We start from the raw sequence: 23264 nt of genomic DNA on the forward strand, positions 1-23264 counted from the left end.
TTGAAGCTAGGATTATGCCCTTATAATTTTTGTTCAGTTTAGTGTTGACAATCCATTAAGCTTAATTAACAGAACCTCAGAATTAATCACACACTAGGCTCATGCGCATATAATTAAGGGAGAAAACACTTAATTTATAGGAGGGATACGTTCATGAATATGGTTTATCCGTATTGGATCAGATCACAATTCATCCCTATATGGGCAACTTCAACTCAAGAAGCTATTGAATTAATGAGGAATTCAGTCCAAGGGGAACGAAATGATGAACTTTTTTATGACCAACTCATTCAGCTTGCTCCGAACCAGGAACAAGCTGAAGTTATTGTTTCAATTCGGAATGATGAACGAGGGCATAATCAAATGTTCCGACAAATGTACAGAGAATTAACAGGACATGAAGTGACAGGAGTTAGCAATGAAGTCCCTGAACAAATCCCTTCGTATATTGCTGGCTTACAAAAAGCATTTCAAGGTGAATTATCTGCGGTTGAAAAGTATCGAAAGATATGGTTTGGCCTTCCGTACGGCATTTACAAAGATACTTTGTATGGTATTATTCTCGATGAGCAGAAGCATGCAGCAAAGTATAATAATCTATTGCTACAAAACTATTTATGAAGTAATTATTATTCCACCTTTGTTTATCCACTCATCTTTCAGGTGATACTCAGATATACACTTGAAAGGGGTAATCTTTTGAAGGTTTTATTAGTTGTTGCCAGTATTATCATACCGTTGGTTATGTTTTATATTCAGACTAAAAACAAGAAACTTCAATTTTTTTTCAATATTTTAGCTGTTATATCAGCAATTATATTCGGGAGTATTGTATCAACCTCCATATTCCAAATTCGAATCGATAATTCTGTATTTATGACAGCCATTCACAGCATTTTTCTGAATCCTCTTTTCCTGATAACCGGAGCTTATCTTGGTCTATTCATTATTTATAGACTGTTATTTCTCACAATGGATGAAAGATAGGATCATACTCTATATCATCAACTTCCATACTACACAGATGTATTTTCTCTACCCATTCACATATTTAAACATGACGCCACATGTTATGGTAAAATAGAAAATGGTGTAACTGAATTTTTCTTGATAACTGGGTAGAGGAGTACGGAAATGGAAATAACTCAAATTTATGATGGGCTAAAGGCACTCATTCCTTTAGCGGTCATTCAATGTCATGAGACTTTAAAAAGTCATGTATATACTCAAATGGGTGGAAATGCAGATATTCATGTGCTACCCTCCACATATGATGAAGTTCAAAAGGTTATTAAATATGCAGCAGAGCATGAATTGACGATAACGATACTAGGGAATGGATCGAATGTGGTCATTCGTGATGGTGGCATTCGAGGTATCGTGCTTCAGATGACGAAGTTACAACAAATAACAGTCTCTGAACATATCTTAACTGCCCAAAGCGGCGCAGCTATTATCGACGCTTCCAGAATGGCACGAGATGAACACCTAACTGGACTTGAATTCGCTTGTGGAATTCCGGGTACGATTGGTGGAGCGCTATATATGAATGCAGGGGCTTATGGCGGTGAAGTTGCCGATGTATTGCTGGATGCTACAGTTATAGATTCCAGTGGTAACCTAATGACGCTACAACGAGACGAGATGGCCCTGAGTTATCGGAAAAGTATCTTTTCAGATGGAGGATATACGATTCTAGAAGCTAGATTCATCCTACAGCCCGGTGATTACTCGGTTATCAAAGAAAAAATGGATGAGTTAACGTACTTGAGAGAGTCTAAGCAACCATTGGAGTATCCTTCTTGCGGAAGCGTATTTAAACGGCCGCCTAATCGCTTTGCGGGTCAATTAATTCAAGAGAGTGGATTACAAGGCGTGAGAATCGGTGGAGCCGAAGTATCCACGAAACACGCTGGATTTATCGTCAATGTAGACCATGCTACCGCAAGTGATTACATTGGTCTAGTTCATCATGTGAGAGATACCGTTAAAGCTAAGTTTGATATTGAGCTGGAGACAGAAGTGAGATTTATTGGTGAAGAACTATAGCCTTAATTCTCTCAAACCCGAATATGGAGAAATAATGAGTATTCGGAGGGGTGCATAGTCTACTGCACATTAAGTTGTATTTTTCATTCTAAGTTATATTCCATAGGAAATGAAACAAGCTGATATTCTGTAGAGCACAGATATCAGCTTGTGGTTTGAAGAACCTTAAATTATACAATTCCCATCGTCACAGCTGTTTCCAGCATCCCCAACCATCTGAATCGGTTGAGCTTCATTCCACGCTGTACGAAGTGCATTAAGGAACACATCTACAGATTGAGCACCAGACACAGCATATTTACTGCTTACCAGAACAAAAGGAACACCTGAGATTTGAAGAGCACGCGCTTGGTTCTCATCGGCACGCACCTCATCTGTATACGAGTCGCCTTCTAGAACTGTACGCACTTCCGCTCCGTCTAATCCAGCCTTTACAGCTAACTCTATGAGTGCATTCTGATCACCGACAGGCAATCCTTCGCTGAAATAAGCATGATAGAGTTGTTCGCTTACTTCTTCCACAAGACCCTTGTGCGCCGAGAAGTGGAGCAGGCGATGGGCATCGAACGTATTCCCAGCTTTCATAATATCGAATCGATAATCAAGACCTTCTTGTGCTCCCATACTTGTCATTTGAGCAATCATTTGTTGAACTTCATTCATAGGTCTACCCATCTTTTTGGATAGAGAAGCCATGAATTCACCAGTATGACGTGGTGATGATGGATCAAGTTCGAAGCTACGCCAGATGACCTCAACCTCGTCTTTGTACTCAAATTGAGCCAAAGCTTTCTCGAATCTTTTCTTACCTATATAACAATATGGACATACAATATCAGACCAGAACTCTACTTTCATTGTCATGTTGATCCTCCTTTATTTATCTGTATCTATAATCATAATGATTACAGATACAAAAAGCAACTAACTGATCCAACTTACCATTATTCATTGATATCTTTCATTGACAACTTTTTTTAGATGAACTAAGATTTTGGGATTAAAGCTTAATGGGACAAGAAAAGGTAGGTCTTACTACAATGAAATGGATACATAAATCAGAATGGATGAACTCTAATCATTTTTTTCATAAATCGGTGCTAGGTTCGTTAATCAAATGGATATTCTTCGGTGGGGTAGTTGGTCTGTTAACAGGCAGCGCTTCCGCCATATTCTTGATAAGTCTGGCCTATGTAACGGATGTAAGACTAGCTAATCCATGGTTATTATTTTTATTGCCATTAGGAGGGGCGTTGGTCAGTTATCTGTATCATACCTATGGTCTGAATAGTTCCAAAGGGAATAATCTAATATTTGAACAAGTTCAAGAACGAGAACATGAGCATGTTCCACTACGTATGGCTCCGCTAGTCTTATTCGGAACATTAATAACTCATTTGTTAGGCGGATCGGCAGGGCGAGAGGGTACGGCTGTTCAGATGGGCGGAAGTCTTGCGGATCAATTTGGTCGATGGATTAAAGTGGGTCCCATAGACCGTAAGATTATTCTGATGTGTGGGATTAGTGGAGGATTCGGATCCATATTCGGCACACCGATAGCAGGAGCGGTCTTTGCCCTAGAGGTCATTGTTCTAGGTATGATGCGTTATGACGCATTGATTCCATGTTTTATAGCTAGTTTCACAGGGAATATTGTGGCTATGAAACTATGGGGAATTACGCATACGCAATTTGATATGGGTAGTGTTCCAACACTTACGTTCATGGTTTTATTAAAAGTGATATTGGCGTCCATTTATTTTGGTCTAACGAGTAGGCTCTTTAGTCAGTTAACCCATTTTCTCAAAAAAACATTCGCAAAGTTTATACATAATCCAATGCTCAAGACGGCCGTTGGTGGATTGGTCATTATCATCATGGTATATGTGGTTGGATCTCGGGATTACTTAGGATTGGGAGTCAACTTAATAAGTGATTCTTTCGAGGGGGATGTTCATCCATTTGCTTTCTTTGGGAAACTTCTATTCACATCGGTTACGCTTGGCGCAGGATTCCAAGGTGGTGAAGTGACACCATTATTCGCAATGGGTGCCACACTTGGACATTCATTAGCCGGGGTTCTTCATATGTACGCACCATTTCTGGCTGCGTTAGGATTCATTGCTGTATTTAGCGGGGCAACGAACACTCCTATAGCCTGTTTCCTCATGGGAATCGAGTTATTCGGTTCAGAAGGGGCTGTATTCATGTTCATTGCCTGTGTGGTCAGTTACTTATTCTCTGGACCTACTGGAATCTATACTTCACAACAAATTGGTGTGCCCAAAAACCAACAAAGTCCTTGATTAACTGGCTAAGTCATGTGTCTCTTAGTTTTTTGAGTAATGGTCTGCGAAACTTCTGTAACGTGAAACGTAGTATGAAATAAAAAACAACGGAAAACAAGAGACTATTAATAATCGAGCCTTCGATAAAATTCAATCCCATATGTCCAATTTCATTAAAATTCATAGCAGAATCTGCATAATCAATATCGAGCAGCGGGGAATCAACAATCTCCTCAATGGTTCTTGATGTTGAAGAGAATACATTCATGATAAGTGTCCCCGTTAAATAGTTAAGATAGAATAGAAATGGCCATAATACGGTTCCAAAAGCCCCTGCAACCACGGCTGCAATAAGATTCCCACGAAGTAACCTAGAGAATGCTACAGAAAGAATTAATCCTAGACCAAATGTAGGGAACCAACAGAAATAGAAACCTGCTATAAAACCAATGGCTATTTGATGATCTGATTTTTGAATTCTAAGTAATCTTAAACAATTATATTTTAAATTCCGTAGAATATTCAATTTCATTATTATAATTCCTTTATTTAGGTTATTGTAATTCGAGTTAATTCTATCATTTACACTGTATTTATAAAAGAGTTGATCAGATTTTGTCGAATTTCGGGTTCTGTGCAGCCTATTCTTCATTTCTCTTTTTAGAATCCAGAATGCGTTTATACGTTTCGATAGCTAGTGCGCGTGAACGCTTAAGATCTACAAGAGACTCAGGCTGTGGAAGGTGAATTTCCTTGCTGGAGAGATGTGCTAACTCAGGCATCCATCTTCTAATATAGATCCCATTGGGATCATGCGTCTGGGATTGCGTGACTGGATTCATCACTCGAAAGTACGGAGAAGAATCATACCCAAGGGAAGAACTCCAGAGCCAACCACCCCGGTTTAATACATTATCATAATCCCTTAATTTCAGACGGAAATAGCGTTCACCATAAATAAAAGGGCATCCAAGATTTTTGGTTAAAAACATCGCTGTGATCATCCTTAGCCTATTAGGCATCCATCCAGTTGCATTCAGTTGTCTCATCGCAGCATCTATGAGTGGAATTCCTGTATGACCTGTAGACCAAGAGTGGAAATGTTGGGTACTAAGTTCCGAGAAGTCAAACTGATTCTCATAGCTGAAATAGTCTGGATTCAATCGGGATTGGTATATATAGAAGTCTCGCCACGCAAGTTGTCTTAACCACGATTCACCATCGACCTCAGAATCCATCAGTTTATCGTATACATCCCGAACGGACAATGCTCCTACATTCAAATGTCGGCTTAATTGACTTGTTCCATCTATTGCATATTGATCACGATGGTTGGAGTAATGCTGTACCCCCTCATCAAGAAAAATTTCAAGACACGCAATAGGCATCTCATGATTCGAATCTGAAACATCATTCTTATGTTCTTCCAATAAACTATGTATCTCTCCCGATATAGGGAACGCACTTGAAATAGGGTTGGCAATTTCTACAGTTTGTAAATCTTTAAGTTTCGCAGTAAAAGACGGTCTTGGTCGTTCTTCCATATACGTTCGCAACCGTCGGTAGAACGGCGTGAATACCTTGTATGGTTCAGCTCGTCCACTCCAATCCACGAAATCGTGCAGATCTACAAGCATTCCGTCATCATAGGAAGTTAACTTAACCCCGTGTGAAGTAGCCGTATTTTGTAATTCCAGATCTCTTTTTAGAGCGTAGGGCGTATAGTCAGCATGAATGATAATCTCATCAATGGGATGATGTGATAAGAGTTGATCTACGATCTGCGTGGGGTTACCATATAAAACATGAAGGTGTTTGCCATGATTAGTGTACTGTTGCTGAAGCACAGCGACATGTTGAAGGAAATTAGCTCCGCTGTGTTCTGTCGCTCTATCATCACTTAGTAGAAAGGGGTCTAGAATGAATACATGTAGGCTTGGTGCTTGGGCGAAGCGAATAGCATCGAATGCAGGTAGATGGTCGACTCTTAGATCTTTACGATGGATGAATAGTATCATAGATACAACACCCTTTCTGGTGTAGTTTGAATTCATTATATCATGTGTGAACTAGATCATTTTCAAAGAATAAGGAATAATAGCTGTTCATGTGCAACATTTGGTAGGACTTCTCCGTCTAGGGATATATAGGCAAGAAAAAAGGAAAGAATATGTACAAAATCAGGTAATTCTATTGGAGGAATAATTTATGACAAACAAAAAAATGTTCAAAGTATTAACGACAGCAACAATTCTAGCATTGGCAGTTATGCCAGTGGGTGCAAGTGCACAAGATCTATCACCAAATCCAACTAAAGTGGGGCACGAGCTTATTCAAAAGCAAATGGTCTTAGGAACAATGGGACAAATCACAGATTTCGTAAATGATAAGACTGGTAAATTCATCACGGTAACGGGTCGTGGGTTAAGCACAGCAGATCAAAATGAGATCGTGTTATCTATTACCAAAGATACTAAGATTATAGATTCTAAAGGTAAAAGAGTTGCATTGAAAACGATTATAGATGAGAAGAAAGGGGTTAAAGCATTCTACGGCCCTATCTTAACAAAAAGTATTCCAGCACGTGGAACAGCATTAACGCTTGTCGTTCAAGATTATAGTTATGCAGCAATTGACGGAGTTGTATCCGAATTGACGGACACTGGTATTATTGTAGATGGTAAGAATATTTATTCATCTTTTGATGATACGATGGTATTACATTTCGCTAAAAATGTTAAAATCAAGGATGAGAATGGTAAGGCTATGAAATCAAGTGATATCCAAAAGGGAATGAGTGTTAAAGCATTCTATGGTCCTGCGGTTACTATGAGCATTCCAGCTCAATCGACAACGAACTATATTGTTGTTAATACAGCAATTGAAGAATCGGATGAAGATTCAGTGGAAGAAACTGTGCCAGGTACGAACGGAATTATCACGAATGTGAAAGATAACATGTATACTGTGATCGGTGGACCAACAGCACAAGGTGGCATAGATTATGTTATTCTAACTGTAGATGAGAAGACTGAAATTGTCTCAGAAGATGGTAAGAAATTAACTAAGGATGCATTAAAAGCGGATGTTCGTGTTGATGCATACTATAGCCCAGTGATGACCGCGATATTCCCAGCTCAGACACATGCTGATAAAGTGGTTGTCAAAACGAAAGAAACAAACAAAGTAGAAGGAACAATTGTTGCTTCAGAAGACTTAGCTAATGATCAAGTGTATGTACAGGTAGGGGACAAGATGAATCCACAACAAGATGTTATCCTGAACATCTCCAAAGATACAAAAGTTGTATCCTTGTTCGGTGGATCCCCTGATTTGAAATCGGGAATGAAGGTGATGGTCTATCATTCATCCATGATGACTAAATCGATTCCTAGCATAGCGAACGCAGAACTCGTAGTCATTACTAATGATGATCAAGCTATACAACCTAAATAATAAGCATGTGATTGTAACGGTATGAACTAACTTAAAGTAGCCGATCTCAATTGAGATCGGCTGTTTTGTCTGTTCATTCTTATGACGACTTATTTGATTCGCTTAAATACATTGATTGTTAACAACAACGCCGATGCAATAACCATTAATCCTCCCACAGAGGCAATCGGAATTCCAATTGCATGGTTATCCGTTGTGAAGATGATCATGCTGATAATAAGTAGCGGTAACCCGATCATATGCAACCAATATTGTACAGTTGCGAGTTGCGTCTTTCCGGCTTCTGGGTAGGCCTTATAGATGAGTCCGACAATCCCGAGAGAGGCCCAACCTACTAAATTAATATGTGCATGAACGGATGTGAATTCGAACTTTTCTAGAATTCCTATGGTTAAACCCAATGCCGTACCGATGAAGAAATAAATAGCAGCAGCTTTTATAAACCGTGCACTCATGAACATCCTCCTTTGAATTGGAAACAGATCGAATACGCTTTATAACTATTCATTCACAAATCAATTTATCCCGAATTCAAAATAGATTTCTTCGCAAATATTGAAAATTAAAACGGATCATGATATTATACTGAATGAACGTTCAGTATAAGTCCGAGCTAATGTGATATATTAACCATGGAATCGGAGTGGAAGTATATGAACAAGAAGCAACTGCAAAGTGAAAATACTAAAAAAAGGATTACAGACGCGGCAAGATGCCTGTTTGCACAAAAAGGCTATAAGGCAACTTCCATTGAAGATATAGTAAGTGCAACCGGTAGCAGTAAAGGGAATATTTATTATCATTTTAAAAGTAAAGAAGGGTTAATCCTCTGTTTACTTAATGAATGGGAGCAAGATTGGGATCAAAAATGGAAGGAAAGGGAACCATCATACGCAACAACGACGGAAAAGATGTATGGAATTGCTGAGCAAATGGTACTTGAAGATTTAAACCATCCATTAACCAAGGCAGCAAATGAGTTCTTACATAACGAGGACAAGGCAAACGATGTGGAAGAACGAATAGCAGAAATGGTGACAGGGCATCTTACTTTTTATCAGAGCATATTCCAGCAAGGAATAGATAAAGGGGAATTTAAGGCAATGGATGTGAAGGGGCTTTCGGTTATATTCGAAGCATTGACCGTAGGGCTTAGCCAGATGTCTCAACAATTGAACCAAAAGGATGCACTCGAGTTATATCGATTAGCGATTAAGGTGTTCCTGCAAGGGATTGTAACAGATTCCATCTGATTTACGATTAAATAGTAACACATTATAATTCAACTAGAAGAACAGGAATTTCGGGGGATAGTTATGTCATTATTATTAAGAAATAGAGGAGCGCTATTGCTTCTAATGTTTAACATATTTCTGGTCTTTACAGGAATAGGTCTTGTCGTTCCAATCATGCCAACTTACATGACGGAACTCCAGATCAGTGGTAGTACAGTCGGTATGTTAGTTGCCGCATTCTCACTTACACAGTTATTATTCTCACCTTTAGCCGGTAGATTATCGGATTCTATGGGTCGCAAGAAGATTATCGTTGCGGGGATGGTTGTTTTTGCAGTATCGGAAGGTTTATTTGGAGCGGTTAGCTCGACTTACCTTTTGTTTGCGGCTAGATTTATGGGTGGTATTGGTGCAGCACTGATTATGCCTTCCGTTATGGCTTATACCGCAGACGTCACTTCAACTGACGAAAGAGCTAAGGGTATGGGATTCATTACAGCCGCGATAACTACGGGATTCATTATTGGTCCTGGAATTGGAGGGATTCTGGCAGAGTACGGCATTCGTGTACCTTTCTTTGCAGCGGCAATTGCTGGCGGGATAGCATCCATCATCACGGCTCTGATTCTTCCTGAATCATTACCTTCTGAGAAACGTAAAGCTCGCACGCAAGAAGTGAAGCAAAGCTTGATCATTCAGTTAGCGCGTTCTTACCGTGAACCATACTTCCTAAGTCTATTCATTGTTTTCGTATCTTCGTTCGGATTAGCGAACTATGAGACCGTATTTGGATTGTTTGTAGATCACAAGTTCGGATTCACACCCAAAGATATCGCTTATATTATAACATTCGGATCGATATCGGGTGCTGTAGTGCAAGCGACGATGTTTGGATGGATATTGAATAAATTTGGCGATAGAAATGTAATCTCTTTTAGCCTGCTGATGTCTGGAATCTTCGTATTCTTAACACTATTTGTGCACAAATATTGGTTAATTCTTGTGGTTACCTTTATTGTGTTCTTAGCGATGGATGTATTGCGTCCAGCCATAAGTACGCAAATGTCCAAAGTAGCTCCTCATCAACAAGGTTATGTTGCAGGCCTCAACTCAGCATACACGAGTCTTGGGAACATCATGGGACCCATTGTTGCAGGATTCTTATTTGATATTAACATCAACTATCCATATGTATGTGCGGCAATCATTCTAGTGTTAAGTTTCTTTTTATCGATGGTTGCCAAAAGAAGTCAGGTCGTTGAATCTATAGGTTGAATGAATTTTGGAGACACTTATTTCATGGGTGTCTCTTTTTTGTGTTGACATAAATCAGGATTATCCGTATAATCCAAGTAATTAGGTCGGATTAGTAAATAATCAAATATATTTAACTATATCTGTAAAAGGGGATCAACCAATGGCTATTCAAACATTTACAGCAACTGCGGAATTACAAGAAGGAGTACAAGTCAAAGCAACCTCAAGAGATTTCGAATTAACGATTGACGAGCCGAAGAGCATGGGTGGAACAGATACGGGTATGAACCCAGTGGAGGTACTGCTTGCTTCTCTTGGTGCTTGCCAGTCTATTGTAGCTAGAATCTATGCACCAAAGTTTGGTGTAACGCTGGATGCATTCAGTGTGGATGTTGAAGGTGATCTGGATCTTGATGGATTCTTTGATAAGGCGGATGTTCGTTCTGGATATACTGATATCCGATACACATTCCGGATCAAAACGGATTCGCCTAAGGAAAAGGTTGAGGAGTTTGTCCATTTCTTAGAGAGTAAGTGCCCCGTTGGTGATTCGTTGGCGAATCCCGTTAATCTTAAATTAAACAAGATTATTATCGAAAACTAATAAGAATTGAGTAGTTTATATCCAAGACCGAATATTCTCCATAGTGGAGATATTTGGTCTTTTTTTTGTTCTGTTTTCTCGACACAAGATAATCTTCTTCTCGAAAATATAATATTATCCCTATTCAACCACATAAATTTCGGTATGGATTCGCTTTTTGAATCGGACATATGATTGAAAATTTTTTTATAATACGACGAATTCGTTTTAAGTTAAATGTAATCTGGTATTGATTTACTAACGTCATTTTCATTCGCTCCTATTATTGTTTTTCTCATTGTAAACAAAAAAAACCAATAAGATGACCTTTTTCAAGTGTCTATCTTACTGGGTACATTTTACCTTAAGATTACTCCATTCTATTACTAGAGACTTGTGAAATCAACTAGACTAAAGAATAACATCGAAGTTAATGAGCTGAATGATTTGCTCTTGAATCCCGATGGTTAGTACTCCATAAGACTAGAACGAATGCAAACAAACTAACCAATGCAATGATTGAATTATACATAAATACATGACGAATGCCAAAGCTGGTTGTTGCGATTCCGCCGGCAAAGCTTCCAATAATACGTGCAACTCCTAGATTCATAAGACCGTTCAGCGTCTGACCACTTGCTTTTAGCTCCTTGGGTACTTCTTTATTAATATAGGTGGCCATAGTCACAGCAAGTACGATAAAGATGAGTCCATGCAAAGCCTGAACAGGCAGCACCCAAATCGGCGCATCGATGATCGAGAAGAGAAACCAACGTAACGCTGTAAATACAGCTGCTGCTAATAATATATAGGGAATCTTCACGCGCTTGAAAATTTTATCAGCAAATAATAAGAATGGTACTTCACTTAATGATGAAATAACCATGGACCAGCCTAGCAATACATTATCTCCACCAAGCTCTCTGAAATACATTGGGAAGAAGGCATAATAGTACCCTAGAGTGATTTGTAGTATGAAGTTGAATCCGAAATAGATCATCAACATACGATTCTTAAAGAGAACCGTAATTGATACTTTGTGTCCATGTGTTTGATGCCCTTCAACAGTTGGGAACTTCAGAACGAGTAGGAAAGCGACAACGATAATGCTGAAATACACGATAAACATGGAGCTGATATGGTCCTTGGAAATAATCCCGAACACAAGTGACATCACAGCAAACCCGAATGTACCACCCATACGAATATGTCCGAACTTACCTATTTTATGCTTGTCTATTGCCTCAAGCGTAATCGTATCACTTATAGCAAAGATGGAAGTCTGGAAAAAAGTGAAGATGCTAATGATCAACAATAGATATGTAAACTGGTTCGACAATGGATACAACAGGATCGTAATTCCACAGCCAGTCAATAAGAAGAGTAAAATGGAATTTTTTGTTTGGGCACGATCTCCGAGCGCACCCCAGAGTGGCTGAGCCAATATAGCGACGAATGGACCTAGACTGAGTAGAGTGCCAATTTGCAAGGCTGAATAGCCAATATCCTGGAAATATAGAGGTAGAAACGTCCCATAGACGGCATTCCCAGCGTAAATAAATACATAGAAGAATAAAAAGTAACGTAAACTCATTTTCACAGACTGACTGTTATTCATTAGGGCACACACCTTATAAGGAATAGATATAATCTTACATTATACGAAATGTTGTCGCGAAATAACAGCCTTATGTCGAAATTAATAGTGGATACATACATCAGAAGCTCTTCGCACTAATGGATCGAAAATTATTGCCATACTTGAAAATATTTTCCAACACTATGCTTTTGGTAATGGGTTACAAAGAAATAAGTGTGGTTTGGTCACTGTACTAATTCAATTTTGGGGAGGTACTCCTTTTGCTATGCCTTATAATGCTAGTCGTAGCAAGGATTATCTATGTTACTCAAACCATACGAGCAACTGTCTTGACAACTACCGTGATTCAAACTCATCCATAGAACTAAATTAAAGAGCCCACGTTTAGCGCGCGGACTCTTTAAACTTAATCATTCCCCAGTAGCCACCGGATTCTCCTCATAACTAATCCAGTCGCTCCAGCTTCCCGCATACAATTTCACGTTAGAATAACCAACCTCGTGTAGTCCCAGAATGTTCGGACAGGCTGTGACACCCGAACCACAATAGACGATGATTTCCTGGTCTTTGGGTATATCTTTGAAATGTGTTTGAAGTTCATCCTTTGACTTCCAACTGCCATTATCCAACTTCATCTCTTTCCAGAACTTGTTGATGGCACTTGGAATATGACCCGCGACTGGATCAATGGGTTCTTCGAGTCCTAAATAACGGTTCGTTTCCCGAGAATCGATTATGATGGAGGTACGATTTAGCGAAGCCTTTCTGACATCTTCCATGGATACAACAAGATCGTGTTGAATATGTGGCGTGAACGTCTGGGGTATTCTAATCGGTTGCGTATCACTCACTGGGTATTGGGATTGTTTCCATGAGCTGAACCCTTCATTCATGACATATGCTGAAGAGTGTCCTACATATTGAAGTAGCCACCATAGACGAGAGGCCATAGCACCACCTTGATCGTCATAGATTACAATGCGAGAATCGTTATTAACACCTATTTGCTCAAGGGTTCTAATGAATTTATGTATATCTGGTAATGGATGTCTCCCCCCATGTTGTGTTACTGGACTAGATAGGTCCTTTTCCAGATCAAGATAAACGGCACCTGGAATATGTTCTGCCTCGTAAGCTATGCGTCCCGCTTCTTGTTGTCCCATCACGAACCGACAATCGATAATGATTAGATCGGGTTCGTACAAGCGAGCAAGTAACCATTGTTTTGAAATAATAAAATTCATTGTTGTACACCGCCTTCATACCGTATTATTATAAATAGTATCAGAAATAGGGTATGATCATCAAATGAAGTGACGCTAGCTAATTCAATTATAGGAGGTTCAATCTTATGATAACTAACTTACAATCGACAACAACACTATCCAATGGCGTTAAGATGCCTTGGTTCGGATTAGGTGTATACAAAGCATCAGATGGGGCAGAAGTGATACAAGCAGTCACAACAGCGATCAAGAATGGTTATCGAAGTATCGATACGGCAGCTATTTATGAGAATGAAGAAGGTGTAGGTCAAGCATTACGTGAAGTGATGCAAGATCAAGGAATACGCAGGGATGAATTGTTCATTACATCTAAAGTGTGGAATGATGATCAAGGATATGAATCTACGTTGGATGCGTTCGACAAGACGATGACTAAATTAGGCCTGGAGCAGTTGGATCTATATCTTATACACTGGCCAGTGAAACACAAGTATAAAGACACTTGGAGAGCTCTGGAGAAACTGTATCAAGATGGACGTATTCGTGCTATTGGTGTCAGTAACTTCCACGTGCATCATCTGAATGATCTGCTACAAGATGCTCATATTAAGCCAATGGTCAATCAAGTGGAATATCATCCACGATTAGCTCAACATGAATTACACTCATACTGTAAGCAACATGGTATTCAATTAGAAGCGTGGTCACCTCTGATGCAAGGTAGACTTTTAGATAACGCAACACTACAAGAAATCGCACAAAAACATGGTAAGACCGTTGCACAAGTTATTTTACGTTGGGATATACAGAATCAGGTTGTGACGATACCTAAATCCATTACGAAAGAGCGTATCATAGAAAATGCTGATATTTTTGACTTTCAACTGTCATCGGAAGATATGAGAATGATCGAAGGAATGAATGAGGATCTTAGAGTAGGTACGAATCCCGAACAGTTTGATGTATAAATGCGATTAGAATGGAGATAACAATGTGAAGCGAATTGCAATCATTTCTGATATACATGGGAATATGCCCGCGTTGGAGTCTGTGCTCGAAGATATCGCGAAACGTCAGGTTACGAGCATATATTGTCTAGGCGATCTGATTGGAAAAGGACCTAGTTCTGATCTTGTTGTAGATACGATTAGAACCCATTGTGAGCGTGTCGTTCGTGGTAACTGGGATGACTTCATTTCAAAGGAAAGTGAATGGGATGTCATTCATTGGCATCAAGCTGTATTGGGTAAAGACCGACTTCAATATTTAGATCAGCTGCCTTTCTCTATTGAATTTATGATGAGCGGTAAGTTCATAAGACTATTCCATGCATCACCTAGAAGTGTATATGAACGAGTTCAACCATGGGACGATCAAGAACGAAGAGAATCATTGTTCGAGAGTTCAGAGCTATGCGAACAACTTAGACCTGCGGATGTTGTTGCCTATGGAGATATTCACAATGCGTACATGCAGCATATCCATGGCAAGACATTAATAAATGTGGGGAGTGTGGGAAATCCATTGGATATGACGCAAGCATCTTATGTCATCTTGGAAGGGGATGAGAATAACGTATCCGAAGCTCCATTGAATATTCAGTTTGTTAGAGTTCCCTATAACATTGAACTAGCTATCAAACAAGCCGAGGCAACAGATATGCCTCATCTTGAACAGTACATGAAAGAGCTCAGAACGGGTATATATAGAGGCTTGTAATTATGCATGAGCTCGACACACATGTAGTAAAGACCCTGTGATCATCGATCCACAGGGTCTTTATGGTATGTACCTATTAATCCTTGATGTATAGGTAGACAACAAAAGCTATAATAGAAGCAATGGTCACGACTACGTAAAAGATAGAAAGACTGGTTAGATTTCGTTTTGTTTTCTGACGGTAATCAGAGTTCGCTTGTTTGTTTGCCTTGGAGTAGCCTACCATGAATGTACCAACACCACCGATTAAAGCTACAATGATTATAATGATATATAGAATTGAATATGGCATCTGAACACCACCCTAATTAGATTATAATTATTTTATCATAATTTTAAGTAACATATGTCAGTAATTTTATTATGAAGGGAATGAAGCGGAATTTATTTAGCCCAACAAAACTATTACAAAATTGAAAGACAATTAATCAATATGGAACAATCCACTGTCGTACATGATCGAATGATGTATTTATACGAGGATAAAGTCATAACGCACTATCGCTCTTTTCCCATAGAAGAAGTATTTGATATGTCTTACCGTAGAATGGGGGACAACGAAGGATTGTTATATCTTCATACCAACCAAGGGGTATTCCCATATTCTATTCGAGATAATCCAAGAGATTTTATTAGAACATTCAAGTCTCTTACATGATGTGCAATGAAATAGGAGAGTGAAATGATGAGAAAAATATTAGTCGCAGATGATGATGCTAGTATACGTACGTTATTAAGACATGTGTTAACGCGAGAGGGTTATCATGTGTTTGAAGTTGCTGATGGTAGAGAAGCCATGCAAATGATGGAGGGTACAACGGTAGATTTGGCTATTGTTGATGTGATGATGCCGCATGTGGATGGACTTGAACTATGTGAACATATACGTGAAACCTATGATATTCCTATTATATTACTTACAGCACGCCAGCAGCTAAGTGATAAAGAACAGGGTTATTTAAAAGGCACAGACGACTATGTGACCAAGCCCTTCGAACCCGAGGAGCTACTCTTTCGGATCTCAGCATTATTTCGTCGATATTCCATCGCATCACAGGATACGATCCGTCTTAATCGAGTGTTGATTGATCGCAAGAATTACGAGATTACCGTTGGACAAGAGACCATCTTGTTACCCGGCAAAGAATTCGAGTTGTTATCTCAATTAGCGCAATATCCTGGTAGGTTGTTCTCGCGAAGTGAATTGATAGAACTTGTGTGGGGTATCGATTATCAAGGCGATGATCGTACGGTAGATGTTCACATCAAGCGACTGCGAGAGCGATTTGTAGATTACCAGAATGATTTCAACATTCGTACTGTGCGAGGTATTGGATATAAAATAGAGGTAACCACCGCATGAAGTCCATGTATATGCGTATGTGTCTCGTCTTTTGTTCAACGATTCTAATCGGCAGTATATTTGGTTTCGTTATTACGAATAAATATTATCATATCCAAATAAAACCTTTAAATGATGCTAAACTAACAGAAATGGCTCTTCAATTACAGCAGTTCGTCGAAACACACCCTGAAGCGCTTGATGACTATTTAGAAAGCGTAGCTATGCTGGGTTACAAAATCTATCTGAGTAATAATCAAGGGGAAGAGAAACTCTACGGCAGACCTTTTAAAAAAATGGATTTGAAAGTGGAAGATTTGAACAAGGTTCTGAATGGTCAGATTTATCATGGCGTAGCAGAATTTCCGAGCGAATTGTTTATTACGGGTTTCTTTGATAATCAATTGCGAAATAGTATTGGTGTACCCATTCAAATGAATAACGAGCGTTATGCGTTATTTATCCGTCCAGATGCCCAAATCCAATTCGGAGAGCTCCGCGTCTTTATTGTATTACTCATTGGAGTTACCCTTTTACTATGTTTGGGATTCGTAGTCATAAGCTCACTTCATATCGTTAGACCCATAACGAAACTGACCATGGCAACGAAGAGTATCGTGAGGGGGCAATATGATATTAAGCTTAATACGTTTCGCAAAGATGAGATTGGTCAATTAGCAACAGATTTTATGACAATGAGTCAGGAATTGAAGCGTACGGAACGTTCACGTCAAGAGTTCGTTGCTAATGTATCACATGAGATTGAATCGCCACTTACTTCTATTCAAGGGTTCGCACACACACTGAAGGATACGACATTATCGGATGAACAGCGCATTCATTATCTTTCTATTATTGAAAAAGAAAGTCAGCGCTTATCCATGCTCAGTAAACAGTTGCTGACGTTATCTACTCTGGATTATGACGACCACGCGCTACAAGTGAAAGAAATTGATCTTCGATCACAACTTCGCAAAGTCGTGCAAATTCTGGAATGGAAGCTTGCGGAGAAACAATTAGCATTACGTCTCAACTTACAGGACATGACGATCTATGGGGATTCAAATATGTTATATCAGGTGTGGATGAATCTACTGACGAATGCCATTAAATATACATCGGAGGGTGGAACAATCACAATCTCTGCGAATATAGACAATAAACATTGTGTCGTATCTGTCTCCGATACTGGTGAAGGTATTCCCGCCGAAGATCTTCCGCTTATCTACGAACGGTTCTATAAAGTAGACAAAGCAAGAACGGCTGAAACACACAGTACAGGGTTAGGTCTATCGATTGTGCAAAAAATTATTCATTCACATGAAGGAAGTATTGAAGTATCTAGTATTGTTGGAGAAGGAACGACATTTACGGTCAGATTACCGATATTGTAATTTGTTATTCATTCTCCGTTCACACTCATCTTCTAAACTAGGGTTATACAGATTAGAAGGAGTGATAATATGTTTTTAGCACTAAGAGAATTAAGACATTCCAAAGCTAGATATACATTAATTATGGTGATCATGTTGTTGGTCTCGTTCTTAGTCCTATTCGTAACGGGATTAGCCAAAGGATTGGCATACGCTAACATATCAGCGATTGAGAATATGCCGACCAACCATTATGTCGTCCAGGGTGATGCTGAGCATAAGTTCAGACGATCTCAGTTAAATGAAACGAATCTGTTGGATGTTCGTGCTATCACTGGCGATGAGAATGCAACACCACTCAATATTCAGATGAGTACCGTTACAGCGGTTGATCAGGATGTGAAATTGGATGTCACCTTCTTCGCAGTGGATATGAAAGGACTTATCGCACCATCGGTTGTTCTAGGTGAAGAGATCACCAACGATGCAACAGGACAAGTCATAGTTGACCGACAGCTAGAAGAATCAGGTGTCACCATTGGCAGTATGATACGTGATCAACAGACTGGACTCGAATGGAGCGTAGCTGGTTTTGTAGAGAACAACTCATACAGTCATACACCAGTCGTATATATGAATCAACAGGAATGGAATTCAATGACTATGGGTGCTGGACAGGGCGCTGAATCTATAGATTCTCAAACGTTTAACATCATAGCCCTTGATGCAACATCAGAACAAGTAGATCAATTACAAGCGAAACTCACAGATGTAGATGTTATTACACAAAAAGAAGCGATTGCAAGTATTCCAGGTTATGCAGAAGAGCAAGGCTCTCTGATGATGATGATTGTCTTTTTATTCGTAATATCTGGATTCGTCTTAGCTGTATTCTTCTATGTCATTACGATACAGAAGACAAGTCAGTTCGGAATTCTAAAAGCGATGGGAACTCAAACGAATTATTTAGCGCGCAGTGTGCTCGGTCAAGTATTCCTATTATCCATTGTTAGCATAGGTATAAGTCTCATTCTAATTAACATTGTTACTATGGTCATGCCAGAATCCATGCCATTTCGATTAAGTTTCTCTACGATGCTATTAACGAGTGGCTTGTTTATAGCGATGTCCCTCATTGGATCTCTAATTTCAGTATTAAAAGTAGCCAAAGTAGATGCATTAGAAGCTATTGGGAGGGTTGGAGCATGACAACTAAATTAGAAATGAAACAAGTAACCAAGACCTTTGGAGATGGTGACTCAACACTGTCCGTACTGAATAATTTGAACCTAAAAGTGAACGAAGGTGAATTTGTAGCCATATTAGGACCATCAGGTTCAGGGAAGAGCACGTTTCTGTCTACTGCAGGTGCGCTATTAAGTCCAACAAGCGGCGAGATTCTAATCGATGGTCAATCCGTTGTTCATAAAGATAAAGCAGAACTCACGCAATTCCGCTTGGATAAGATCGGATTTATGTTTCAAAGTGCACAATTAATTCCTTACATGAAAGTAGAAGAACAATTATTGTATGTCGGTAAAATTGCAAAGTTAAACGCAGCTGTTGCTAAAAAAAGAGCATCCTATCTACTGAAAAGACTGGGTATCTGGGAACGTCGAGGTCAGTATCCTGAGAAACTATCGGGTGGTGAGAAGCAACGTGTTGCCATAGCCCGAGCATGGATGAACGATCCAGCGATTATCTTCGCTGATGAGCCTACGGCAAGCCTAGATTTCAATCGTGGTAAGGAAGTCGTTCAAATGTTGGCAGAAGAAGTCAAAAGAGACGGCAAAGCAGCGGTGATGGTTACACATGATGAGCGTATGCTGGAATGGTGTGATCGGGTACTCTATTTGGAAGATGGCATTCTAGTGGAGAAATAATACTCGGTTTAAGTGATAGAGAAGTAAGCCTTGATTATTCGAGGCTTATTTTCTTTGAACTTGCCGATGAAATGTTAGCATGTTACGATAGATGGAACAGTCGATCCTTTTTATTATCACAAGGTGACCTGTTTCAAGCATTATAATCAAATAAGAAGCTGAGGTGATTGTTCAATGAAAGACGGATTAGCGGAAGCTCTAAACAAACAGATGAATTTCGAATTTTATTCAGCTCATGTCTATCTCGCAATGGCGGCATATTGTTCAGCAAAAAGTCTGGACGGATTTGCAAATTTCTATATGGTTCAGGCAGAAGAAGAACGATTTCATGGAATGAAAATATATAAATTCATTAATGATCGAGGGCTACGTGCAACATTAGAAGCTCTCCCAGAACCAAAGAATGAGTACACATCCATGCTTGATGTATTTGAACATGGATACGCCCATGAGAAGCAGAATACAAGTAGATTCTATGATTTGGCTGACTTAGCAACGAATGAACGTGAGCATGCCACAATTTACTTTTTGAAATGGTTCATCGATGAGCAGGTTGAAGAAGAAGCCCTCTTTGACAATATTATTCAGAAGTTAAAACGTATTGAGAATGATAGCAACGCTTTCTACATGCTAGATGCAGAGTTCGCATCAAGATCATTCACACCACCTACGGATTAGAAATACACGGTGATCAATAGATGGAATAGAAAGGCTCCCCGATGATAAATCGTAGGAGTCTTTCCTCATGTTCTAATGATAATACATAGGAAAAATACGATAACTTGTCTGAAATGACATAATCATATAAAATTCTCTTCATACCCAAGGGAAACGAATTAGATATAAAAGGGGAAATGGATTGTGACGGAAGAACAAGCTTTACATGCGATGATAGAGGTCACTGGAATTCCAGCGGATTTACTTATTATGGATTCTCAAAGCTACGAAGGATGTTATATATATATTTCTAACTTATCTCAAAAGACCTATTATGTTGAAAGTAATCACAAAATGAAAGGTTATACTGAAGAGGAAATGAAAGATATTAAAATCATTGGAGAATATGAAGAATTATGTGTTTATGAAATGACGCCATGGTGGCAAGAACTGCTATAATTGAAGTAGTATGCTAAGTATGACCGTCACATTCGCTTTGTATTTCACATCATAAATGATACCATAAGGAGCGTAATTGTTGCTATGTCGATCAAGATTATTACAGATAGTGGTTCGGATTTACCTGTAGAGTATATAAATAAGTATAATATCTCTATCGTTAATTTGTCTGTTCATTTTGCTAATGAGAGTATGCCAGCAGATATGAATGCCGAGACCTTTTACACCAAAATGAGGGAATCCAAAGATTTACCTACAACGGCAAGTCCAAGTCCACAGGACTTTCTTGAAAAGTTCAAAGAAGTACAGCAAGGAACGGATATCTTGGTTATCTGCATGTCCTCTAATATTAGCAGTACATATCAGGCAGCTGTGATTGCAAAAGAAATGTATGTTGAAGAAGGATATACGAATGTTATTGAGGTATTAGATTCCAAGACTTTCTCTGGTGGATTATCATTGGTTGTTGGCATGGCAGCTAAATGGTCGCAGACCTGTTCCAATTTATCTGAGTTAAAAGATAAGGTAGTTCATCAGATAAAGGACGTAAAAGCTTACTTCACATTAGAGACCTTAGATAATGTCATCCGAGGAGGGCGACTTAATCGATTGTCGGGTGCAGTTGCATCGATGCTTAATATCAAGTTACTTCTAAAGATTAGTGAAGAAGGCACAGTCGATGTTATAGAAAAGACGCGTGGATTGCAAAAAGCGATGACAACCTTATTATCTCGTTTAGATGAGAAACAACATGATTATGAAACGGCGGTTATAGCTATCGTTCATAGTAATTGCGAGAAGCGTGCCGTTGAGATTAAAGAACGTATTTTAGAGAAACATCCATTCAAAGAAGTAATGTTCTCCAATATGGGCCCTATTATGGGAACCTATGCAGGCGAAGGTGGAATCGGCATCGCATTTTAATTTGATCATTCTGGGGGAGAACATTTGACGAAATTAAGTAGATTCATAAGATTATGTATTGGAATCATCCTATTGTTGCTTATCATTTATTTGGCATCACTAGTAGATTTTATTTTCAATCCAATACTTTCATTATTTAGCATGATGATTATCGTTCCTTTTCTACTGGCAGGATTCTTTTACTACTTACTTCGTCCTTTGGTAGATGTAATGGAACGCAAGAAGATCCACCGTTCGTTAGCGATACTCATCATTTATGTTGTGATCGCTCTTTGTATTGTCGGTTTCATCATTGGTGTGTGGCCTTCTCTAGCTGCTCAATTAACGAATTTGGTTACCAGCGCCCCAAGCCTCTTCAATTCTTTAGGTCAACAGCTTGAGAAATTGGAGCAGAATAACTTCCTAGCGGCACTTATTCCAGAGAATGCGAATCCAATGTCGCAAATTACTGAATTCTTGAACCAAGGGTTCAATTTATTAACGAATTATGTTTCTGGGTTGTTTTCTTTCTTCTCTAATTTTGCGATCATCCTCTTTACCTTTCCTATCTTTCTATTCTATATGCTTAAAGAAGGTGGGAAGTTCGGTAAAAAGATCGTTAGCTTCTTACCTATACGGTTCCGTAAAGATGGTGTAGATGTGATGTCCGATATCGATCAAGCGCTAAGTGGGTTTATTGTAGGTAGAGTTATTGTGAATGTCTCCCTTGGTGTGCTGATGTATATTGGATTTCTCATTATTGGTCTACCTTATGCTCTCTTGCTTACTGTGATTGCTGTAATACTGAATTTCATACCATTTGTTGGTGCAATATTATCTTCTGTTCCTATTGTCATTATAGGGTTAGTTGAATCACCTTCAGTCGCGATATGGTCGCTAATTATCATTCTAGTGGCTCAACAAATTCAGGATAATATTGTAGCGCCTTATATATTTGGGAAACAATTAGATATCCATCCGTTGACGACGATTATTCTAGTTTTAGCCGGAGCCGATCTATTCGGCATTGTAGGTGTTATTGTTATTATTCCGATGTATATGGTTGTGAAGATTGTAGTCTCTAAGGTGTATATAAGATTCTTTAAGAAGTCTTGGGAAGCGATGTAACTAAGTTAATAACACGAATAAGACCTTTAGGTTATCCTAAGGGTCTTTTTCTGTTGTGCGCCCAGCATGGGCGCTATCTATAGGGTGTGAGTCCCGAATGGCGAAG

The 23264-nt window shown here is 39.1% G+C and carries 24 protein-coding genes; 17 read left to right on the forward strand and 7 right to left on the reverse strand.

What is annotated here, in order from left to right:
• Window positions 1–153 precede the first annotated feature (153 nt).
• Both ACH8E3_RS15675 and murB read left to right on the forward strand, forming a co-directional pair.
• On the forward strand, window positions 154–621 hold the full coding sequence (locus ACH8E3_RS15675) for a ferritin-like domain-containing protein (protein ID WP_458633581.1): 468 nt from the start codon (window positions 154–156) through the stop codon (window positions 619–621).
• A gap of 513 nt (window positions 622–1134) precedes the next feature.
• Window positions 1135–2049, forward strand: a complete 915-nt coding sequence (murB, locus tag ACH8E3_RS15680; protein ID WP_458633582.1) for a UDP-N-acetylmuramate dehydrogenase — start codon at window positions 1135–1137, stop codon at window positions 2047–2049.
• Between the two features lie 165 nt (window positions 2050–2214).
• Here murB and ACH8E3_RS15685 read toward each other — a convergent pair whose 3' ends face one another.
• Window positions 2215–2913 (reverse strand): DsbA family oxidoreductase, encoded by a 699-nt coding sequence (locus ACH8E3_RS15685; protein ID WP_458633583.1) that lies wholly within the window; start codon window positions 2911–2913, stop codon window positions 2215–2217.
• A gap of 203 nt (window positions 2914–3116) precedes the next feature.
• On the opposite strand from ACH8E3_RS15685, the gene ACH8E3_RS15690 reads away from it, so the two are divergent.
• Window positions 3117–4355: a voltage-gated chloride channel family protein gene (locus ACH8E3_RS15690; protein ID WP_458633603.1), complete on the forward strand. Its 1239-nt coding sequence runs from the start codon at window positions 3117–3119 to the stop codon at window positions 4353–4355.
• Window positions 4356–4368: 13 nt separating this feature from the next.
• On the opposite strand, the gene ACH8E3_RS15695 is transcribed toward ACH8E3_RS15690, so the two are convergent.
• Window positions 4369–4869, reverse strand: a complete 501-nt coding sequence (locus tag ACH8E3_RS15695) for a DUF2062 domain-containing protein (RefSeq protein ID WP_458633584.1) — start codon at window positions 4867–4869, stop codon at window positions 4369–4371.
• Between the two features lie 109 nt (window positions 4870–4978).
• Window positions 4979–6355, reverse strand: a complete 1377-nt coding sequence (locus ACH8E3_RS15700; protein WP_458633585.1) for a cryptochrome/photolyase family protein — start codon at window positions 6353–6355, stop codon at window positions 4979–4981.
• Window positions 6356–6545: 190 nt separating this feature from the next.
• Between ACH8E3_RS15700 and ACH8E3_RS15705 the strand changes: the two genes are divergently transcribed.
• Entirely contained in the window at window positions 6546–7793 is a 1248-nt protein-coding gene (locus ACH8E3_RS15705; RefSeq protein ID WP_458633586.1) for a peptidase, read from the forward strand.
• Between the two features lie 89 nt (window positions 7794–7882).
• Here ACH8E3_RS15705 and ACH8E3_RS15710 read toward each other — a convergent pair whose 3' ends face one another.
• Complete coding sequence (locus ACH8E3_RS15710) at window positions 7883–8248, reverse strand: cytochrome-c oxidase (protein ID WP_458633587.1); 366 nt, start codon at window positions 8246–8248, stop codon at window positions 7883–7885.
• 198 nt (window positions 8249–8446) lie between these two features.
• Here ACH8E3_RS15710 and ACH8E3_RS15715 point away from each other — a divergent pair, with 198 nt between their 5' ends.
• From ACH8E3_RS15715 to ACH8E3_RS15725, 3 genes are all read left to right on the forward strand, one after another.
• Window positions 8447–9046, forward strand: coding sequence for a TetR/AcrR family transcriptional regulator (locus ACH8E3_RS15715; RefSeq protein ID WP_458633588.1), 600 nt, complete (start codon window positions 8447–8449; stop codon window positions 9044–9046).
• A 63-nt stretch (window positions 9047–9109) separates the two neighbouring features.
• On the forward strand, window positions 9110–10303 hold the full coding sequence (locus ACH8E3_RS15720) for an MFS transporter (protein ID WP_458633589.1): 1194 nt from the start codon (window positions 9110–9112) through the stop codon (window positions 10301–10303).
• Between the two features lie 142 nt (window positions 10304–10445).
• Window positions 10446–10889 carry an OsmC family protein gene (locus tag ACH8E3_RS15725; RefSeq protein WP_458633590.1) on the forward strand — a complete coding sequence of 148 codons (444 nt, stop codon included), beginning with the start codon at window positions 10446–10448 and terminating at the stop codon, window positions 10887–10889.
• Between the two features lie 409 nt (window positions 10890–11298).
• Here ACH8E3_RS15725 and ACH8E3_RS15730 read toward each other — a convergent pair whose 3' ends face one another.
• Window positions 11299–12486 carry an MFS transporter gene (locus ACH8E3_RS15730; RefSeq protein WP_458633591.1) on the reverse strand — a complete coding sequence of 396 codons (1188 nt, stop codon included), beginning with the start codon at window positions 12484–12486 and terminating at the stop codon, window positions 11299–11301.
• A gap of 392 nt (window positions 12487–12878) precedes the next feature.
• Window positions 12879–13712 (reverse strand): sulfurtransferase, encoded by an 834-nt coding sequence (locus ACH8E3_RS15735; RefSeq protein WP_458633592.1) that lies wholly within the window; start codon window positions 13710–13712, stop codon window positions 12879–12881.
• A 107-nt stretch (window positions 13713–13819) separates the two neighbouring features.
• Here ACH8E3_RS15735 and ACH8E3_RS15740 point away from each other — a divergent pair, with 107 nt between their 5' ends.
• Window positions 13820–14662 (forward strand): aldo/keto reductase, encoded by an 843-nt coding sequence (locus ACH8E3_RS15740; protein WP_458633593.1) that lies wholly within the window; start codon window positions 13820–13822, stop codon window positions 14660–14662.
• A gap of 25 nt (window positions 14663–14687) precedes the next feature.
• Window positions 14688–15413 (forward strand): metallophosphoesterase family protein, encoded by a 726-nt coding sequence (locus ACH8E3_RS15745; RefSeq protein WP_458633594.1) that lies wholly within the window; start codon window positions 14688–14690, stop codon window positions 15411–15413.
• 76 nt (window positions 15414–15489) lie between these two features.
• Here ACH8E3_RS15745 and ACH8E3_RS15750 read toward each other — a convergent pair whose 3' ends face one another.
• Entirely contained in the window at window positions 15490–15705 is a 216-nt protein-coding gene (locus tag ACH8E3_RS15750) for a hypothetical protein (RefSeq protein ID WP_458633595.1), read from the reverse strand.
• A 393-nt stretch (window positions 15706–16098) separates the two neighbouring features.
• Between ACH8E3_RS15750 and ACH8E3_RS15755 the strand changes: the two genes are divergently transcribed.
• From ACH8E3_RS15755 to ACH8E3_RS15790, 8 genes are all read left to right on the forward strand, one after another.
• Window positions 16099–16776: a response regulator transcription factor gene (locus tag ACH8E3_RS15755; protein ID WP_458633604.1), complete on the forward strand. Its 678-nt coding sequence runs from the start codon at window positions 16099–16101 to the stop codon at window positions 16774–16776.
• On the forward strand, window positions 16773–18149 hold the full coding sequence (locus ACH8E3_RS15760; RefSeq protein WP_458633596.1) for a sensor histidine kinase: 1377 nt from the start codon (window positions 16773–16775) through the stop codon (window positions 18147–18149). Before ACH8E3_RS15755 ends, ACH8E3_RS15760 begins: the two co-directional genes overlap by 4 nt.
• 69 nt (window positions 18150–18218) lie before the next feature.
• Window positions 18219–19337, forward strand: coding sequence for an ABC transporter permease (locus tag ACH8E3_RS15765; RefSeq protein ID WP_458633597.1), 1119 nt, complete (start codon window positions 18219–18221; stop codon window positions 19335–19337).
• Window positions 19334–20011, forward strand: a complete 678-nt coding sequence (locus ACH8E3_RS15770; protein ID WP_458633598.1) for an ABC transporter ATP-binding protein — start codon at window positions 19334–19336, stop codon at window positions 20009–20011. Before ACH8E3_RS15765 ends, ACH8E3_RS15770 begins: the two co-directional genes overlap by 4 nt.
• Window positions 20012–20185: 174 nt before the next feature.
• Window positions 20186–20689: a ferritin gene (locus ACH8E3_RS15775; RefSeq protein ID WP_458633599.1), complete on the forward strand. Its 504-nt coding sequence runs from the start codon at window positions 20186–20188 to the stop codon at window positions 20687–20689.
• A gap of 183 nt (window positions 20690–20872) precedes the next feature.
• Entirely contained in the window at window positions 20873–21127 is a 255-nt protein-coding gene (locus tag ACH8E3_RS15780; protein ID WP_458633600.1) for a hypothetical protein, read from the forward strand.
• Between the two features lie 84 nt (window positions 21128–21211).
• The gene (locus ACH8E3_RS15785) at window positions 21212–22051 is read left to right on the forward strand and encodes a DegV family protein (protein WP_458633601.1); all 840 of its coding nucleotides are present in this window, start codon (window positions 21212–21214) and stop codon (window positions 22049–22051) included.
• A gap of 24 nt (window positions 22052–22075) precedes the next feature.
• Window positions 22076–23158, forward strand: coding sequence for an AI-2E family transporter (locus ACH8E3_RS15790; protein WP_458633602.1), 1083 nt, complete (start codon window positions 22076–22078; stop codon window positions 23156–23158).
• Window positions 23159–23264 lie beyond the last annotated feature (106 nt).

It is taken from the genome of Paenibacillus sp. CMAA1364, from assembly GCF_054373195.1.

Coding starts and splice junctions, on each gene's coding strand:
- ACH8E3_RS15715 (WP_458633588.1), top strand. CDS start 8,447: ATGAACAAGAAGCAACTGCAAAGTGAAAATACTAAAAAAAGGATTACA.
- ACH8E3_RS15705 (WP_458633586.1), top strand. CDS start 6,546: ATGACAAACAAAAAAATGTTCAAAGTATTAACGACAGCAACAATTCTA.
- ACH8E3_RS15690 (WP_458633603.1), top strand. CDS start 3,117: ATGAACTCTAATCATTTTTTTCATAAATCGGTGCTAGGTTCGTTAATC.
- ACH8E3_RS15765 (WP_458633597.1), top strand. CDS start 18,219: ATGTTTTTAGCACTAAGAGAATTAAGACATTCCAAAGCTAGATATACA.
- ACH8E3_RS15695 (WP_458633584.1), bottom strand. CDS start 4,869: ATGAAATTGAATATTCTACGGAATTTAAAATATAATTGTTTAAGATTA.
- ACH8E3_RS15710 (WP_458633587.1), bottom strand. CDS start 8,248: ATGAGTGCACGGTTTATAAAAGCTGCTGCTATTTATTTCTTCATCGGT.
- ACH8E3_RS15700 (WP_458633585.1), bottom strand. CDS start 6,355: ATGATACTATTCATCCATCGTAAAGATCTAAGAGTCGACCATCTACCT.
- ACH8E3_RS15770 (WP_458633598.1), top strand. CDS start 19,334: ATGACAACTAAATTAGAAATGAAACAAGTAACCAAGACCTTTGGAGAT.
- ACH8E3_RS15740 (WP_458633593.1), top strand. CDS start 13,820: ATGATAACTAACTTACAATCGACAACAACACTATCCAATGGCGTTAAG.
- ACH8E3_RS15750 (WP_458633595.1), bottom strand. CDS start 15,705: ATGCCATATTCAATTCTATATATCATTATAATCATTGTAGCTTTAATC.
- ACH8E3_RS15760 (WP_458633596.1), top strand. CDS start 16,773: ATGAAGTCCATGTATATGCGTATGTGTCTCGTCTTTTGTTCAACGATT.
- ACH8E3_RS15755 (WP_458633604.1), top strand. CDS start 16,099: ATGAGAAAAATATTAGTCGCAGATGATGATGCTAGTATACGTACGTTA.
- ACH8E3_RS15725 (WP_458633590.1), top strand. CDS start 10,446: ATGGCTATTCAAACATTTACAGCAACTGCGGAATTACAAGAAGGAGTA.
- ACH8E3_RS15775 (WP_458633599.1), top strand. CDS start 20,186: ATGAAAGACGGATTAGCGGAAGCTCTAAACAAACAGATGAATTTCGAA.
- ACH8E3_RS15735 (WP_458633592.1), bottom strand. CDS start 13,712: ATGAATTTTATTATTTCAAAACAATGGTTACTTGCTCGCTTGTACGAA.
- ACH8E3_RS15730 (WP_458633591.1), bottom strand. CDS start 12,486: ATGAATAACAGTCAGTCTGTGAAAATGAGTTTACGTTACTTTTTATTC.
- ACH8E3_RS15675 (WP_458633581.1), top strand. CDS start 154: ATGAATATGGTTTATCCGTATTGGATCAGATCACAATTCATCCCTATA.
- ACH8E3_RS15685 (WP_458633583.1), bottom strand. CDS start 2,913: ATGACAATGAAAGTAGAGTTCTGGTCTGATATTGTATGTCCATATTGT.
- ACH8E3_RS15785 (WP_458633601.1), top strand. CDS start 21,212: ATGTCGATCAAGATTATTACAGATAGTGGTTCGGATTTACCTGTAGAG.
- murB (WP_458633582.1), top strand. CDS start 1,135: ATGGAAATAACTCAAATTTATGATGGGCTAAAGGCACTCATTCCTTTA.
- ACH8E3_RS15720 (WP_458633589.1), top strand. CDS start 9,110: ATGTCATTATTATTAAGAAATAGAGGAGCGCTATTGCTTCTAATGTTT.